Consider the following 15,232-nt stretch of genomic DNA (forward strand, 5'->3'; position numbering starts at 1 on the left):
GTATAATTATGAGTGGTTGTGGATGTAGTAAAGAAACACCATGCAAAGATAAGAAATCTCAACAAGAAAATCATCCATCAATTGCAGAAGCAAACAATTCAAAGAATTGTAATAATACGCTTAGCTGTTGTGGTGAAGAGGAAGAAGAAAAATCTTCATCTCCTTGCTGTAACACTTCAAACAGTTGTGAAGATACCGCTCAATCCTGTTGTGGTTCTGATCCCAAAGAAAATTTAAGCACTGAAGACGTTTTAAAAAATTCGCACTACATGAGTGAATACTTAGTTCCCAAAATGGATTGTTCTGCGGAAGAACAGATGGTTCGTATGGCGCTATCTTCAATTGATGGTGTTCAAAAACTCATCTTTGATTTACCTAACCGGTCTTTAAAGGTTCTACATAATCAAAAAGATGAAAATATAACTACCAAACTTGAAGCTTTGGGTTTTGGTGCAAAGCTTGTGAAGACTGAAACTTATATAAGCAATCAACAGGCTAAGCAAACAAGTACCTATACCATTCCTAAAATGGATTGCTCTGCTGAAGAGCAAATGGTCCGTATGGCTCTTGCAGATATTGAAGCAGTTAAAGGTCTTACTTTTGATCTTCCCAATCGAAAACTGAAAGTCTTCCATAATGAAGGGAGTCAGCAAATTACGGCCAAACTTGAAGGACTGGGTTTTGGGGCGAAACTTGATGAAACACAGCTTTCTTCAGGCGATATACCTAATGAACCTGATCCTGTGAGACAAGCTAAAGTACTTAAACTGTTATTAGGCATTAATGCTCTACTTTTCTTTATAGAATTCATCAGCGGAATTATTGCTGCGTCTACAGGATTGATTGCTGATTCTCTAGATATGTTTGCCGATGCAGCCGTTTATGGTATTGCGCTATATGCCGTCGGAAAAGCTGCGAAATATCAAGTGAAAGCAGCCCATTTCGCAGGTTGGATTCAGTTATTACTTGCTGTCATCGTGATTATTGATGTCATTAGACGATTCATGTTTGGAAGCGAGCCAGAATCAACGCTCATGATTGTTATTGGCCTGCTCGCACTTATAGCTAACGTGACATGCTTATATCTTATTTCTGGTCATCGAGAAGATGGCGCACATATGAAAGCCAGTTGGATTTTCTCGGCGAATGACGTTGTCGTAAATATGGGCGTTATATTTGCCGGTGTACTCGTGGCGTGGACGGGATCAGCTTACCCAGACTTAATCATTGGCATCCTGGTTTCTTTATTCGTGCTTAATGGTGCTCGAAAGATTTTGGCTTTGAAGTAAGAGTATCGAAAATGAATCTATTTCAAGTTAAACAAAATCAGATCGTCAAAATTAGAGATCTCAAAAAAGGTAATCAATACAGTCATACCACTGATCCCGTATTGGAACGGCTCCAACTATTAGGTTTTAGAGAGGGTGAAACTCTACAAGTACTCGCTAAAGGTGTTTTTGGCGGAGATCCTGTTTTAGTTCAAATTGAAACTTCAAGATTCGCATTAAGAAAGAATGAAGCTGAAAGAATTTTTGTAGAGTTAGTATCCAATGAAGATTAAGAACATTGCATTAGTCGGTAATCCAAATTGTGGAAAAACCTCTTTATTTAATACGCTTACTGGTACGCGACAAAAAGTTGCCAACTATGCTGGAGTTACCGTAGAAAGAAAAGAAGGTTCTTTTAAATTACCTTCTGGTGATGCAGTACGAGTATTGGACTTACCCGGAACTTACAGTTTAAAACCTAGTAGTTTAGATGAAGAAGTCACCAGGGCAGTTTGTTTGGGCGAGCTAAAAGGTGAAGTTCTACCCGATATTTTTATATGCGTTGTAGATGCCACAAATTTAAGCTTACATTTGAGCTTGGTTCTCGAAGTTCGTGCTCTAAATCGCCCTATGATTCTTGTATTAAATATGATGGATGAGGTCAAAAAGCGTGGTATTTCCATTGATAAGGATAAACTGTCTCAACTGTTAGGTATCCCTGTAGTTGAAGCTGTCGCAGTTAAAACAAAAGGAATTCAAGATTTAATTAATCAATTAGATCAAAAAAATCTTTTTATTACTCCTTATCATTCTGAATTAAGTCATTTTGAACAGGTCAAACAAATCACCAAACAAGTTATTTTAAATAATGACAGTGGTGATAAAAGAACCGCATTTCTAGATAAAATTTTTCTACATCCTGTATTGGGTTTAGTAATCTTAACTTTAACCATGTTTGTGATGTTCCAGGCGGTATTTATATGGGCAACGCCTTTTATTGAATTCATTGAAAATTTTGTCGCATGGCTCAGTGATTTTATTGGACCACTAATCCAACATCCTCTATTAAAAAGCTTGGTTGTGGATGGGGTAATTGCTGGTGCAGGTAGCGTGCTTGCATATATGCCTCAGATTTTGATTTTATTCTTCTTCATTTTAATGCTTGAAGAGTCAGGCTATTTACCCCGGGCAGCATTTCTTTTAGATAAATTAATGTCTAAAGCCGGGCTTAGCGGCCGTTCATTTATTCCTCTGCTATCCAGTTTTGCTTGTGCCATTCCCGGAATTATGGCAACCAGAAGTATCAGCTCTGAACGGGACCGATTAGCAACAATTATGATTGCACCCTTGATGACCTGTTCAGCAAGATTGCCAGTATATGCTTTATTGATCGCGGCATTTATTCCGAACCAATTAATCTACGGCTGGTTAAGTCTGCAAGGATTAGTCCTTTTTGGTCTTTATATGTCGGGAATAGTCTCAGCGTTATTAGTTTCAGTGTTTCTGAAATTAGTTCGAAAAGATAAAACTGAAAGTATTTTTATTTTTGAACTTCCCACATACCGAATTCCAGATATTAGAAATATTGCATTAGGCTTATATGATAGGGCAACTATTTTCTTAAAACGAGTTGGTGGCATTATCGTTGCGCTGTCTATCTTGTTATGGGTGCTAGTCACGTTCCCTCAACCACCAGATAATGCAACCATGCCGGCCATTAACTATAGTTTAGCTGGTCAGTTAGGGCATTTAATTCATCCTATATTTGCGCCTATTGGGTTTACATGGGAAATATGTATTGCACTCATTCCTGCTATGGCAGCAAGGGAAGTTGTAATTGCTGCTCTTGGGGTGATTTATGCGATGTCAGGTGATGAAGATACAGTAACTCAAAGTCTGTTAAGTCAAATTTCAGGCCCGGATGGATGGGGGTTAGCCACAGGTTTATCATTATTGGTATGGTTTATTTTTGCTCCCCATTGTCTTGCTACGTTAGCAACAATTAGACGAGAAACTGGCAGCTGGAAACAGCCCATCATTATGGCAACTTATTTGTTTGCATTAGCCTACATCTTTTCATTCATCACATATCAAGTTGCGAGTAATTTTTAATTAGCAAATGAATAAAATAAGGGAGCTAGCTCCCTTATTTTATTGAAATACTCACTATAAATGAAGCGCTTTTACAAGAAAAACTGTATAGATATCAATAATATTAAACAGCTTCCTAAGAAAACTTCTAATTTAATTATAAATTATGAAAGAGTTCCCTCTTTTTAGTGCAATTCATGAAATTAGGTTTAAATATCAAAAATTATGGCTTAATGAATAGCATGATCTTGTAGACACTTTTAGTGAAATAATAATCAAAATATTGGAATGCTCCCAGTAGCCTAGACACAAAACCGATTCTAAAATTCTTATACTCGATATGGATAATTATTCTGAAAATTTTTTAGTATTAATTTCTTGTAGATAAGTGAAGATCTCATCTACTGTAGCCCTCGCTGTTCTAGAAACGCCAATTAATGTTGCAGATGCCATACCTGTCCAATCTCCATATCCAACTAACCACAAGTTAGGTAACTTAATAGACCTTCCATTTTGAACTTCTACAAAGTTATCTCGCTCTACTATATCTATACTTTTTAGATGATTTAATGAAGCCTTAAATCCAGTACACCAAATAATCACATCAATTTTCTCTTTTTTTCCATCTGGCCAAATAACTGCATCTGTAGCTAAAGATTGAAAAGGTGGACGGCTATGTAAGACTCCTCTATTCCTTGCCTCTTTGACACTATCGATCATCACAATATCACCCAGCCCACCAATCGGCTGATCGATGGTCCGGCCTTCGAGTTGTGCTTTTAAACGTTCTGTAGCGCGTAAAAACAGCACCCGTCCATCGACATCATCGGCAAGGAATTGTGGCTCAGTAGGTGTAATCCAAAGCGTATCAGCTACCTGAGAAACTTCAGCCAGAATCTGGGCACCAGAATTACCACCACCAACGATCATGACGCGTTTATTTTTAAAAGCCTCTGCATTTCGATAATGGGCAGAATGCAGTTGTAAGCCCTTGTAATTCTCTTGGCCTGTGTAATGCGGAATATAAGGCTGACTCCAGGTGCCCGTTGCACTTACAACGGCCTTGGCTTGCCAGAACTTGTCCCCGGCATAGACCTCTAAATAGTCACCATTGGATTCTACCCGGTCGACATGCACAGGACGTACAACAGGAAACTGATAGCGCTGCTCATAGGCTGACAAATACTGGATGACCTCATTGCGGGTCGGATAGTTTTGTTCAGTAGTCGGCATCATCCAACCGGACAAAGAACTCCAGCTATTTGGAGAAAAAAGGCGTAATGATTCCCAGGCATGTAACCAGGCACCACCAGACTGCTGTTGATCATCGAGTAGAATAAATGGAATTTTTTTGCGCTTTAAGAAATAAGCAGTAGATAAGGCAGCCTGCCCACCACCGATAATAATGACATCAGTTTCAGTCTGTTTCTGATTCAAAGCCTTCCCCTTTTGTTATTTATCTCTAATTTCTTTAAAGTAAAAACCCAATCTTGAAGACTGGGTTTTTACTTTCATTCGCTTTTCACTTATGACAACCTACTCATCAATTCAGATTATCAAGATATTTCTCGGCATCAAGTGCAGCCATGCAGCCTGAACCCGCAGAGGTAATCGCTTGACGATAAATACTGTCGGCAATATCGCCCGCAGCAAATACCCCATGAATCGAAGTTTGAGTTGCATTACCCGCAGTACCACTTTGTACCTGGATATAACCGTCACGTAACTGTAACTGACCTTCAAACATCGAGCTATTTGGCTTATGCCCAATGGCTACGAACATCCCAGTCACGTCTACATTTTGAGTTGATTCATCTTGAGTCGATTTAAGGCGAACTGAAGTAACACCTGACGTGCTGTCACCAAGAACTTCGTTCACTTGATGATTCCAAATGATGCTGATTTTACCTTCTTTCTCTTTCTCGAACAGATGATCTTGAAGAATTTTTTCTGAACGTAAAGAGTTACGACGGTGAACTAGAGTCACGTGTGAAGCAATGTTGGATAGATAAAGGGCTTCTTCAACAGCAGTGTTGCCACCACCCACAACCATAACTTTTTGGTTTTTGTAAAAAAAACCATCACAGGTTGCACAAGCACTTACACCTTGACCCATAAATGCAGCTTCAGATTCAAGGCCTAAATATTGCGCTGTAGCACCCGTTGCAATAATCAGGGCATCACAAGTGAACTCTTCCATATCACCTTTCAGAACGAATGGACGAACGCTTAAATCAACTTCGTTGATATGGTCATAGACAATGTCAGTACCAAAGCGTTCAGCATGCGCTTGCATACGTTCCATGAGTGCAGGACCAGTTAGACCTTCAGGGTCACCCGGCCAATTGTCGACTTCGGTTGTTGTGGTCAACTGACCACCTAGCTGTAAACCGGCAATCAGCGTTGGCTTTAAGTTGGCACGTGCAGCATATACAGCTGCGCTATAACCTGCAGGGCCTGAGCCAAGAATGATTAATTTAGAATGTCTCTTTTGCATTTAATATCACCTAGCGTTTACAAACTACGCTGATTCACACGTTTAGATAATTCTTCAGCCGATTCCTTGCGTTCAGAATAACGATCAGTAAGGTATTTGCTTTGACCACGAGTCAGTAGGGTGAACTTAAATAACTCTTCCATGACATCCACAATCCGGTCATAGAAAGCTGAAGGCTTCATTCGTCCATCTTCTTCGAATTCCAAGAAAGCTTTCGGAATTGAAGACTGATTTGGAATGGTGATCATCCGCATCCAGCGCCCCAAAATACGCATCTGGTTCAGGCTGTTAAATGACTGTGATCCACCACTGACTTGCATCAAGGCAAGGGTTTTACCTTGGGTGGCACGGATTGCCCCTCCTGCCAGTGGAATCCAGTCTATTTGTGATTTAAAAATTGAACTCATAGAACCATGGCGCTCAGGTGAACACCAGACCATGCCTTCTGACCATGCTAAAAGTTTATGCAACTCTTTTACTTTTGGATGCTCAGTATCCGCATCTTCTGGTAAAGGAAGCCCTTTAGGATGAAAGATTTTTACTTCCGCCCCAAAATGCTCAAGGATTCGACCGGCTTCAAGAACGGCAAGGCGACTGTAAGAGCGTTCTCGATTCGAGCCGTAAAGGAGCAAAATGCGAGGGGGATGAGCAAGTTCTTTTGCCTGAACTTTTTCAAAAGTCGGTTGCTCAAGAAGATTAAGATCTACGTTTGGGAGATTCATAGAATTAGGCCTCTTTAAAAACTTTTTTTCTCAGCCAGAGCGAAACACTCACCAAGGCAATCAACACCGGAACTTCGACCAATGGACCAATAATCGTGGTAAAAGCAACAGGTGAAGCGATACCAAAAGTGGCAATTGCGACTGCCAGTGATAATTCAAAATTATTCCCGGCTGCAGTAAATGCGATTGCTGTGGTCTTAGGATAGTCATTGCCCATCCATTTACTCATGAAGAAGCTGATAAAGAACATCAAAACGAAGTAAATGGTTAAAGGAACCGCGATTCGTAAAACTTCCAGTGGAAGACTCACGACATCACCACCTTTTAGGCTAAACATGGCCAGAATCGTGAACAGTAAAGCCATTAAACTCAGCGGGCTGATTTTCGGAATAAACTGAGTTTCATACCACTCTACCCCTTTTTGTTTCACCAGAATCCAACGCGTTAAGAAACCCAACAGAAATGGAATACCAAGATAAACGAGAACAGCATGGGTGATGGTCCAGAAATCAACATTAATGACCTGTGAAGCAACACCGAAATAAGGTGGCAGGAAGGTCAGGAATAACCAGGCATAGGTACTGAAGAATAAAATCTGGAAGATACTGTTAAAGGCAACTAAGGCTGCAACATATTGATTATCACCACAAGCTAGGCCATTCCAAACCAATACCATGGCAATACATCGAGCTAGACCAATTAGGATGACACCAGTCATATATTCGGGATAGCTATGTAAAAATATAATAGCCAGAGCAAACATCAGTACTGGGGCAATTAGCCAGTTTTGTATTAAAGATAAAGTTAGTGTTTTTTTATCTTTAAATACTTGTGGCAACGTCGCATAGTTCACTTTTGCCAGGGGGGGATACATCATCAGAATAAGACCAACTGCAATTGGAATATTCACAGAGTTGATACTTAATTGATCGAGTGCGACAGAAGCTTGCGGAAAGAAGTTTCCGATTGCAATACCTAGAGCCATGGCAATAAAAATCCATAGCGTCAGGTTACGATCTAAAAAGGATAAGCGTTTTTCAGACATATCTCTTACTCAACATTCGAAATTTTATTGATTTCAGCAATGAGTTCAGGACGAGAAAGTTTATTTACATCTAGGGCAAATAAAGCATCTAAACGACGGTTGATATGTTCAACAGTGGTCATAAAAGCTTTCATTTTTTCTTCTTTATTTACTTCCAGGTGTGAAGGATCAGCTAGGCCCCAATGTGCCTTGATTGCTCCACCCAAATAAAGTGGACAGGCTTCTTGAGCAGCAGAGTCACATACCGTGATCACAACATCAGGTTGGTACTGTTCACAGTCATCAATCGTTTTACTCCATAAACCTTCAGTAGATAACCCTAAGTTTTCAAGGGTTTCTATGGTCAGCGGGTGCACTTGTCCTGAAGGCTTACTCCCAGCGCTATATGCTTTCCAACCTTCCGGGGCACGGCTATTAAACAAAACTTCTGACAAAATGCTACGGCAGCTATTTCCGGTACATAAAAATAAAAATTTCATTGAATTACTCACAATAACTATTTACAGAAAAGGGTTGTTGATCATCCAGCTTTGGCTGAGATTGAACTGTCTTCAAAATATCTAAAATTTCATAACACCAGTCGGCCAATTTTGGACTGATACTGTAGTAAACCCATTGGCTTTGTCTGCGATCTTGAAGTAGTCCTGCAGCACGTAAAAGGGCTAGATGTCTTGAAATTTTAGGCTGACTTAGTTGTAGTTTTTCAATCAAATCACACACACATAGTTCTTTATTTTCAGCGATTAATGTCACTATATTGAGACGTGTTTCATCTGATAAGCATTTAAAAAAATTAACTTGATCCATATAAGTCTCCTTCACATTGTTCCCATCCAAGAGATGAGAACGTGCTATTTAATTCTTTGACCATTTTCATCAATAATTTTTTCACCATCTTCTTTGCTAAACGCGCCTTTTTGAGGTAACGGGAGAATATCCAGAACAATTTCAGAAGGACGACACAAACGTGTACCTAAATCCGTCACAACGAATGGGCGATTAATCAAAATTGGATGTTGAAGCATAAAATTTAAAAGCTGTTCATCAGACCAATCTTCCTGATCTATTCCTAAATCAGAATATGGAGGTACATTTTTACGAATTGCTTCTCTAACACTTAAACCAGCACTACGAATAAGTTCAACTAATTCTGCTTTCGAAGGTGGGGTCATTAGATATTCAATAACAATTGGTTCAACACCCGAATTACGGATTAAAGCCAAAGTATTGCGTGAAGTTCCACAAGCGGGATTATGATAAATCTTTATGACGCTAGAATTATTCATTTTCCGATTAACTCAAATTCAAAATATCTTTATATATGAATATCCGCATATATTCAATAAAACTGCTGTATTTTTTTATCCAATAGTAAGGGAATAAGACTTTAAGTTATTAATAAAAAATTAAATTTTGAATAAAAATATATATCAAGCTAATAAAGACTAAAAAAGGCTTTGTTGCATAAACCTATGTTTGAAGGTATTTTCAACAATATTTTTTGTGATTTATGATCTTCTCAATCTAGCAGTTAAAAAACTCAATACGATCCATAGATCCCACATTTGATAATGCAAATATCCACATATCTAGTAAATAATATAAATAAAAATTAGAAAATAATGTCTTTAGTATAATCCAAGCTGGAAAAGTCGGATTAAAATTGTCCGCATTTCCATGCTGTGCTATGAATAAAATTGGTTTTAAAAATTATGGGTATTAAGGATTGTTCAATGGCTAATAAGAATATTTTGGTTCCTATCGATGGCTCTGAGAGTGCCTTCGCCGCTTTAAAACAAGCCACAATTTTGGCCAATTCTCTTGAGAGTAAACTTACTATTATTAGCATTGTAGAAGAGAATCCCTTTGTAAACGCTGACTTTTATTATTTCGGTGCAGATGCTAAGACCATGAAAGCATATTTTGATGAAGCTTGTCTCAATGCAAAGCATGCTTTAACAGAAGCAGAGAAAATATGTGCTAATCAAAGCGTGAGTGAGTTTGAAACAAAAATAATTAAAGCTGAAGTTTCTGCAAAAAATATTGTCAAAGTCTCAGAAGAACTGGATGTTAGCCTCATTATTATGGGATCTCATGGACGTAAGGGTATACAGAAACTGACTCTAGGCAGTGTAGCTGAAGAAGTATTAAAAATCTCACCATTGCCGGTACTTATTGTTAAGCAATAAATCTGCTCTTATTCATTCAAATAAAAAACCAGTTGCCGGAGCAACTGGTTTTTAAACTTAAATTTCAATAACTCAATTTACTTGTTTTTTTCAATTAACTCAGCCACTGCTTGAGCTTCTAATACTTTACCGCTTGAGACAATTTTATCATTAATGACTAGACCAGGCGTACTCATCAAACCTGTTTCAGCAATCTTGATCATGTCGGTGACATACTCAATTTCAGCCTGTACACCACTGTTTTTCACTGCTTCTTCTGTCGCTGCTAGTAAAGCCTTACATTTACGACAACCTGTACCCATAACTTTAATCTGCATTTCTAATCTCCTGAGACTGCTTTATATAAAGAACTGACCAACTAAATTTAGACTATATCCAATGATTAAAATACCAACAAAAACAATCGCGACAAAAAGGCTGAGCAATTGTTTCTTCACGACTTGCTTTAACAAAATTAACGATGGCAGCGAAAGTGCTGTCACCGCCATCATAAAGGCCAAAACTGTACCTAAGCCCACACCTTTAGCGACCAATGCTTCTGCGATAGGTAAAGTTCCAAAGATATCTGCGTACATCGGCATGCCGACCACAGTCGCAACAAGCACTGAATACCAGTTATCTTGTCCTAATAAGGTCGTAATCCACTGTGCTGGAATCCAGTTATGAATCGCAGCACCAATACCGACACCGATCAAGACATAGATCCAGACTTTCCGGAAAATTTCGACCACCTGCTCCCAGGCAAATTCGCGACGCTCTTTCGCGGACATTTTAAAATCTTCATCACCTTGCACCGCAGAATTTTGAGTGACAAATTCAGCGACATACCTTTCCATTTTGAAAAAGCTGATGAGTGAACCACCCAGGACTGCCAGAATCAGACCGAGTACCACGTAGATCATGGCAATTTTCCAGTTGAAGATACTGGCTAATAAAATGATCGAAGCTAAATCGACCAAGGGAGAGGAAATCAGAAAGGAGAATGTCACGCCGACAGGCAAACCGGCCCGAGTAAAACCAATAAAGATAGGAATAGATGAACAGGAACAAAATGGGGTAATGGTTCCCAGTAAGGCACCCATGATATTGGCTTTAATACCTTTCATGCGTCCCAGAATTTGTCTGGTTCGTTCTGGAGGGAAATAGCTCTGGATATATGAAAGTGAATAGATCAGGACACTTAAAAGTATAAAAATTTTAATGACATCATAGATAAAAAAATGCACGCTGCCACCGACTTGTGTGGCAATCGATAAACCTAAGATATTTTCAACGAGCCAGGCAACCCCATCCGATAGCCATGTCATTTTCAACAGGACGCTATTTAACCAAGCAAAGATTGCAATAATACTGTCCATTTAAATCCCCCTAACCTTGACCGACTAAAAGTGTTTTAGTGAATGAATACAGCTGTTCGGTACAAGGGGTATTTAGTGAATAATGCATCCAGCGTCCATCTTTTCTCCCCTTGACTAGACCAAGTTCAGTCAGGCACTTCATGTGATGTGAGAGCGTAGATTGCGTAATTGATAAATTTTTCAATAGTTCACAGGCACAACATTCACCTGAATGCAGTGTTTGTAAAATTTTAATCCGCGTTTCGTCGGTTAGAGCTTTATATAAATGACAGGCCTGAAGATTGTTCAATCTACACATTCCTTGATTGAGTCTAATATAACCAGTATGTAAATTATATTGATCACTGTCAATGTGATATGGAAAATAAAAAAGCCCATTTTTCTGGGCTTTCACAATAAATTATTTTTTTATTTTAAATGCTTACCATTTCCATCAATAATGATTTTTCCATCTTTTTTAATAAAAGTACCTTACTGTGGCAAAGGAAGAATATCTACAACCACTTCTGATCGACAATACAAAATATAGGGTTTCTGCAGGGGCTGCTAAATAACACATGTCTATGAAACATGATCTTTATGGTTCATCTCACAATGTTCAGCATAATCGATGGATTCTAGCTGTACAGTCACATGGTTGAGATCAAAATGATGATGTAAAGATTCAGTAATTACTGTCAACAAGGCATCCGCACTTTGTAATTTTTCATCATAAACCACATGTACTGTTAATGCGTTCTCCAGGGTACTCATACTCCAGATATGTAAATCATGCAAAGTCACGACACTCGGTGTATTCAATAAACAGTTTCTCACTTCCAAAAGATTGACTTGATCTGGCACACCATCAAAAAGTAAATGTAAAGATTGCTTGAATAATGAAAAGGTTCCTAGAATGATAATAATGGCGATAACCAGCCCTGCCATAAGTATAAAGCCCCAGCAATCACCACCCCGACAGAAACAACGGCATCTGCCGCCATATGTAGAAAGGCTCCTCTGATATTCAAATCATGCTGACTATTTTTTAGAAATAAAAAAGCTGTACTCAAATTCACCGCCACGCCGATTGCCGCCACCACCATAACGGTGATTGCTGCTACAGGACTTGGAGACTGAATACGTTGTATAGATTCCCATGCTAAAGCAAACATGGCAAATAAAATCAAGACTGCATTAATAAAGCTTGCCAGAATAGAAGCTTTTTTCCAGCCATAAGTATGCCGTCGATTAGACTGCAGCTTAGCTACACTATAGGCAGCCCAAGCCAAAAGTAACCCCCGACATCAGTTAAGTTATGCCCTGCATCTGCCAGTAAGGCCATAGAGCCCGTATGCCAGCCATAAATTGCTTCAATTGCCACGAATCCTAAATTTAATACAATACCTATTGCAAAAGCAGTTCCATAATTGACTGTCCCGTGGATATGAGAATGAGACATAATCAGTAAATATTCCAAAGAAATTATTATTAGTAATTAAAGCATTTTAAACTTCAAAGCAATTTCTTATTTTTCAAAGGAATCTTATAGCAACCGGCTATATACCAAGAATAGTAAACGTAACTCAGATATCCCTTCACTAACAGGTTCAGTATCTCCGAAATTTCTATCTTCTACATAGTCAATCCGAACTCGTATTCGTCTTTTAGCTTGTTGATCTTTTAATTTATAAAAATAAAAAATCAAATACTTAGTGTGAATTTGGTATTCTAAAAGCGGACATTTTTACTTTGGAGAAACCGGACATTTATATTTTGGGCTTACATAAGCTAAACTAAATATAGTCGTAAAATTCAATTGAGTTATTCATCGGCTTTTAAATAACGGTATACCGCTTGGCGACTAATTCCAAATGCCTGGCCTAATGCCATTTTTGAAGGATACTTCCCTTCCTTCCATGCTTGTCGCAAAGCGTCAGCTTGATCAGGCTTCAATTTATGTACCCGGCCTTTGTACTTCCCTTGAGCCGAGGCGAGTTTAATTCCTTCCTTTTGCCGTTCCAGAATAATTTCACGTTCGAACTGTGCAAAAGCTCCCATCAGTTGCAGCATCAAATTATCCATCGGGGTAGATTGGGCGGTAAAAATAATATTTTCTTTTATAAACTGGATGGCGATCCCTCGTTTGACCAGTTTATCTACTTCAGTGACCAAATCTTTCAGGCTTCGCGCAAAACGATCCATGGAATGAACAATCACCCTGTCCCCTTCCCGAACATAGTTCAACATTTCTTGAAATTTCGGTCGGTCAGTATTTTTACCTGAAGCGCGGTCGACAAAAATCCGGTCGACTTCAATTCCCTCAAGTTGACGCCCAGTATTTTGCTCGACCGAACTCACCCGGACATAACCTACTTTTTGACCTTTCATTTTTTCACGCCCCAATTAGATAAAAATGAACAATTTTGTAAATTATAAATCTTTAATATCAAAGTTACATGTTATATATGGTTAAAAATCATTTAAATGATACATGGTTTTACCAACTTTCATATTGTTACTTTAGGGTACAGTCTAAAGTAACAAATTTTTAATAAAGATTTTGGTTTGACTCATAAGTGGCAGATAAAGTTATTAGTCCAATTAAGTCATTAAGCTAATCAAATTCGTGAAACATGGGTTAGAGATTAAATGCGGAAAATAAAAAATCATAAAAAAGCCCAAACAGGAATGTTTGGGCTATAAAATTTAAAATAAGAATTTGAGCTAAAAAATGTTCAAACCCATTTAAAGTGTCTAGCTTATTATGGTTTTTATCACCATGAACTGGATATACATATGCTCAAATGGTAAATTTCAGTCCTGTAAACACTAAATAACTTTACGTACATTAGTGGAATCTAGATGTAATCAAAGTACACCTCTTATACCTAATCAGAATCTATTTTCTTGAATTCACTTTCAATAAATTTTGCAGATTGACTCAATATATCGACAATAGTTTCAACATTTATAAGATTGAAACGTTTTACTGACCCCACAATACTGAGTGAGATTGGAAAAGCTCTATTTGAATAAATGATTGGGACAGCAATTGCGCCTAAATGCGATTCCAATTCACCTTTTGAAAAGTAATAGCCCTGCTTTTTAATTTCATTCAGCTTTTGAATAAACGTCGCTTCATCTTGCGCAAAATCTGATGTAAGAAATTGCTCATTGTATTTTTGAAAGATTGATTTTTGAATTTTCGTGGCAGTATTGGCTAGGATAACTTTTGGTGCTGCACCCGCATACGCTGGTCTTGGTCGGCCCCGTCCATATGCTAATAAAGTCGTTTCCTTACAACTTTCATGATAGATATCCAAACAATAGTCTTCATAAAATTGTGTTAAACAGCAATTGAATTCCGTCTGTTCCACAATATCTTTCATTAGCGGAATACTTAACTGAATAACAGGATTAGAGCGTTGGGCAATATAATCCATTACTGAAATACGTGGACCTAAAGTATATTGTCCCCCATACAAACGCTCCAAAAGACCATGTACCACCAAGTCTTTAATATATCGGTAACCTGTAGGTTTTGAAAATTCCAATTTTTCACAAATGGTGTCTGCATCCAAAACAGGTTGTTCTATTGTGAATAAGGTCAAAATTTGCAACATATTGTTGGATGTAGACATTCTTTCCTCTGTTTAGCTAGCTGACATTAATTGTTGCATTCTACCTTCCCACTCCACTCTTGGGCAAAAACCTGGTAGTTCTCGTGCATGACCTTCCACAATACTCATGATTTTTTGAGCATCTAATGTCAAATCTAATGGAACTTTCATTGGTTGTGAAACATACCAAGGTGTGTCAATAAATAATTCTAAGCGATTCCCTTCAGGATCTGGCGCATAGAATGAGATTGCATTGCCATGGGTAATAGCATCAATATTTGGGACATTCAATGCTTTAAAATTCAAAAATAATTCTTGCAAGGTTTCTAAAGAATCTGCTTCTAAAGATATTTGATTTATCGGATTAAAAATATTTTCTTCTGGACGTCCACTTGCCAACACAATTTGATGATGTGTTTTTGGATCACGACTTAAAAACACCAGCTGTACTTTACCTCGT

Annotated in this window: 18 protein-coding genes and 1 pseudogene; 4 read left to right on the forward strand and 15 right to left on the reverse strand. The window is 38.3% G+C overall.

What is annotated here, in order from left to right:
* Positions 1-8 precede the first annotated feature (8 nt).
* Genes E0H80_RS15920 through feoB form a run of 3 tightly spaced genes read left to right on the forward strand, consistent with a single transcriptional unit; the run spans position 9 to position 3,380 of the window.
* Positions 9-1,289, forward strand: a complete 1,281-nt coding sequence (locus tag E0H80_RS15920) for a cation transporter (protein WP_005105969.1) — start codon at positions 9-11, stop codon at positions 1,287-1,289.
* 11 nt (positions 1,290-1,300) lie between these two features.
* Complete coding sequence (locus tag E0H80_RS15925) at positions 1,301-1,561, forward strand: FeoA family protein (protein ID WP_004665962.1); 261 nt, start codon at positions 1,301-1,303, stop codon at positions 1,559-1,561.
* Positions 1,551-3,380, forward strand: a complete 1,830-nt coding sequence (feoB, locus tag E0H80_RS15930) for a ferrous iron transporter B (protein WP_005105970.1) — start codon at positions 1,551-1,553, stop codon at positions 3,378-3,380. The genes E0H80_RS15925 and feoB overlap by 11 nt, the downstream gene beginning before the upstream one ends.
* Positions 3,381-3,707: 327 nt before the next feature.
* Here feoB and E0H80_RS15935 read toward each other — a convergent pair whose 3' ends face one another.
* The 7 genes from E0H80_RS15935 to arsC form a co-directional block, all read right to left on the reverse strand.
* Positions 3,708-4,796, reverse strand: coding sequence for an ArsO family NAD(P)H-dependent flavin-containing monooxygenase (locus E0H80_RS15935; protein WP_131367343.1), 1,089 nt, complete (start codon positions 4,794-4,796; stop codon positions 3,708-3,710).
* Between the two features lie 106 nt (positions 4,797-4,902).
* Positions 4,903-5,856, reverse strand: coding sequence for a thioredoxin-disulfide reductase (gene trxB, locus E0H80_RS15940; protein WP_131367345.1), 954 nt, complete (start codon positions 5,854-5,856; stop codon positions 4,903-4,905).
* A 17-nt stretch (positions 5,857-5,873) separates the two neighbouring features.
* Positions 5,874-6,578, reverse strand: a complete 705-nt coding sequence (gene arsH / locus E0H80_RS15945; RefSeq protein ID WP_131367347.1) for an arsenical resistance protein ArsH — start codon at positions 6,576-6,578, stop codon at positions 5,874-5,876.
* A gap of 4 nt (positions 6,579-6,582) precedes the next feature.
* Positions 6,583-7,623 (reverse strand): ACR3 family arsenite efflux transporter, encoded by a 1,041-nt coding sequence (gene arsB / locus E0H80_RS15950; protein ID WP_010116223.1) that lies wholly within the window; start codon positions 7,621-7,623, stop codon positions 6,583-6,585.
* 5 nt (positions 7,624-7,628) lie between these two features.
* Entirely contained in the window at positions 7,629-8,102 is a 474-nt protein-coding gene (locus E0H80_RS15955; protein ID WP_005253624.1) for an arsenate reductase ArsC, read from the reverse strand.
* Positions 8,103-8,106: 4 nt separating this feature from the next.
* Positions 8,107-8,430, reverse strand: a complete 324-nt coding sequence (locus E0H80_RS15960; protein ID WP_058869063.1) for a metalloregulator ArsR/SmtB family transcription factor — start codon at positions 8,428-8,430, stop codon at positions 8,107-8,109.
* 44 nt (positions 8,431-8,474) lie between these two features.
* The gene (arsC, locus tag E0H80_RS15965; RefSeq protein WP_131367349.1) at positions 8,475-8,909 is read right to left on the reverse strand and encodes an arsenate reductase (glutaredoxin); all 435 of its coding nucleotides are present in this window, start codon (positions 8,907-8,909) and stop codon (positions 8,475-8,477) included.
* 447 nt (positions 8,910-9,356) lie between these two features.
* Between arsC and E0H80_RS15970 the strand changes: the two genes are divergently transcribed.
* On the forward strand, positions 9,357-9,812 hold the full coding sequence (locus E0H80_RS15970; RefSeq protein WP_131367351.1) for a universal stress protein: 456 nt from the start codon (positions 9,357-9,359) through the stop codon (positions 9,810-9,812).
* A 77-nt stretch (positions 9,813-9,889) separates the two neighbouring features.
* Here the strand turns inward: E0H80_RS15970 and E0H80_RS15975 are convergent, their stop codons facing one another.
* The 8 genes and pseudogenes from E0H80_RS15975 to E0H80_RS16010 form a co-directional block, all read right to left on the reverse strand.
* On the reverse strand, positions 9,890-10,129 hold the full coding sequence (locus E0H80_RS15975; RefSeq protein ID WP_131367353.1) for a thioredoxin family protein: 240 nt from the start codon (positions 10,127-10,129) through the stop codon (positions 9,890-9,892).
* Between the two features lie 21 nt (positions 10,130-10,150).
* Complete coding sequence (locus E0H80_RS15980) at positions 10,151-11,170, reverse strand: permease (RefSeq protein ID WP_131367355.1); 1,020 nt, start codon at positions 11,168-11,170, stop codon at positions 10,151-10,153.
* Between the two features lie 10 nt (positions 11,171-11,180).
* A complete protein-coding gene (locus tag E0H80_RS15985) occupies positions 11,181-11,459 on the reverse strand; it encodes an ArsR/SmtB family transcription factor (protein ID WP_131367357.1) in 279 nt (92 codons plus the stop codon).
* A gap of 272 nt (positions 11,460-11,731) precedes the next feature.
* Positions 11,732-12,097 (reverse strand): hypothetical protein, encoded by a 366-nt coding sequence (locus E0H80_RS16935; RefSeq protein WP_228260014.1) that lies wholly within the window; start codon positions 12,095-12,097, stop codon positions 11,732-11,734.
* Positions 12,061-12,611: pseudogene (locus E0H80_RS16940) on the reverse strand (cation diffusion facilitator family transporter). Before E0H80_RS16940 ends, E0H80_RS16935 begins: the two are co-directional and overlap by 37 nt.
* Positions 12,612-12,973: 362 nt before the next feature.
* Positions 12,974-13,540 carry a recombinase family protein gene (locus E0H80_RS16000; protein ID WP_131367359.1) on the reverse strand — a complete coding sequence of 189 codons (567 nt, stop codon included), beginning with the start codon at positions 13,538-13,540 and terminating at the stop codon, positions 12,974-12,976.
* Positions 13,541-14,040: 500 nt separating this feature from the next.
* A complete protein-coding gene (locus tag E0H80_RS16005) occupies positions 14,041-14,793 on the reverse strand; it encodes an IclR family transcriptional regulator (protein WP_131367361.1) in 753 nt (250 codons plus the stop codon).
* 12 nt (positions 14,794-14,805) lie between these two features.
* Positions 14,806-15,232: VOC family protein (locus tag E0H80_RS16010; protein ID WP_131367363.1), on the reverse strand; the 427-nt coding region annotated here is incomplete at its 5' end.

Origin of the sequence: Acinetobacter sp. ANC 4779, from assembly GCF_004331055.1 — a bacterium.
In the GTDB taxonomy this organism is placed as follows: domain Bacteria; phylum Pseudomonadota; class Gammaproteobacteria; order Pseudomonadales; family Moraxellaceae; genus Acinetobacter.

Excerpts from the sequence above, each read along its gene's own strand:
- E0H80_RS16935 (WP_228260014.1), bottom strand. The coding sequence starts at position 12,097 with ATGGCAGGGCTGGTTATCGCCATTATTATCATTCTAGGAACCTTTTCA.
- arsB (WP_010116223.1), bottom strand. The coding sequence starts at position 7,623 with ATGTCTGAAAAACGCTTATCCTTTTTAGATCGTAACCTGACGCTATGG.
- trxB (WP_131367345.1), bottom strand. The coding sequence starts at position 5,856 with ATGCAAAAGAGACATTCTAAATTAATCATTCTTGGCTCAGGCCCTGCA.
- feoB (WP_005105970.1), top strand. The coding sequence starts at position 1,551 with ATGAAGATTAAGAACATTGCATTAGTCGGTAATCCAAATTGTGGAAAA.
- E0H80_RS15980 (WP_131367355.1), bottom strand. The coding sequence starts at position 11,170 with ATGGACAGTATTATTGCAATCTTTGCTTGGTTAAATAGCGTCCTGTTG.
- E0H80_RS15975 (WP_131367353.1), bottom strand. The coding sequence starts at position 10,129 with ATGCAGATTAAAGTTATGGGTACAGGTTGTCGTAAATGTAAGGCTTTA.
- E0H80_RS16000 (WP_131367359.1), bottom strand. The coding sequence starts at position 13,540 with ATGAAAGGTCAAAAAGTAGGTTATGTCCGGGTGAGTTCGGTCGAGCAA.
- E0H80_RS15920 (WP_005105969.1), top strand. The coding sequence starts at position 9 with ATGAGTGGTTGTGGATGTAGTAAAGAAACACCATGCAAAGATAAGAAA.
- E0H80_RS15970 (WP_131367351.1), top strand. The coding sequence starts at position 9,357 with ATGGCTAATAAGAATATTTTGGTTCCTATCGATGGCTCTGAGAGTGCC.
- arsC (WP_131367349.1), bottom strand. The coding sequence starts at position 8,909 with ATGAATAATTCTAGCGTCATAAAGATTTATCATAATCCCGCTTGTGGA.
- arsH (WP_131367347.1), bottom strand. The coding sequence starts at position 6,578 with ATGAATCTCCCAAACGTAGATCTTAATCTTCTTGAGCAACCGACTTTT.
- E0H80_RS16005 (WP_131367361.1), bottom strand. The coding sequence starts at position 14,793 with ATGTCTACATCCAACAATATGTTGCAAATTTTGACCTTATTCACAATA.
- E0H80_RS15955 (WP_005253624.1), bottom strand. The coding sequence starts at position 8,102 with ATGAAATTTTTATTTTTATGTACCGGAAATAGCTGCCGTAGCATTTTG.
- E0H80_RS15925 (WP_004665962.1), top strand. The coding sequence starts at position 1,301 with ATGAATCTATTTCAAGTTAAACAAAATCAGATCGTCAAAATTAGAGAT.
- E0H80_RS15960 (WP_058869063.1), bottom strand. The coding sequence starts at position 8,430 with ATGGATCAAGTTAATTTTTTTAAATGCTTATCAGATGAAACACGTCTC.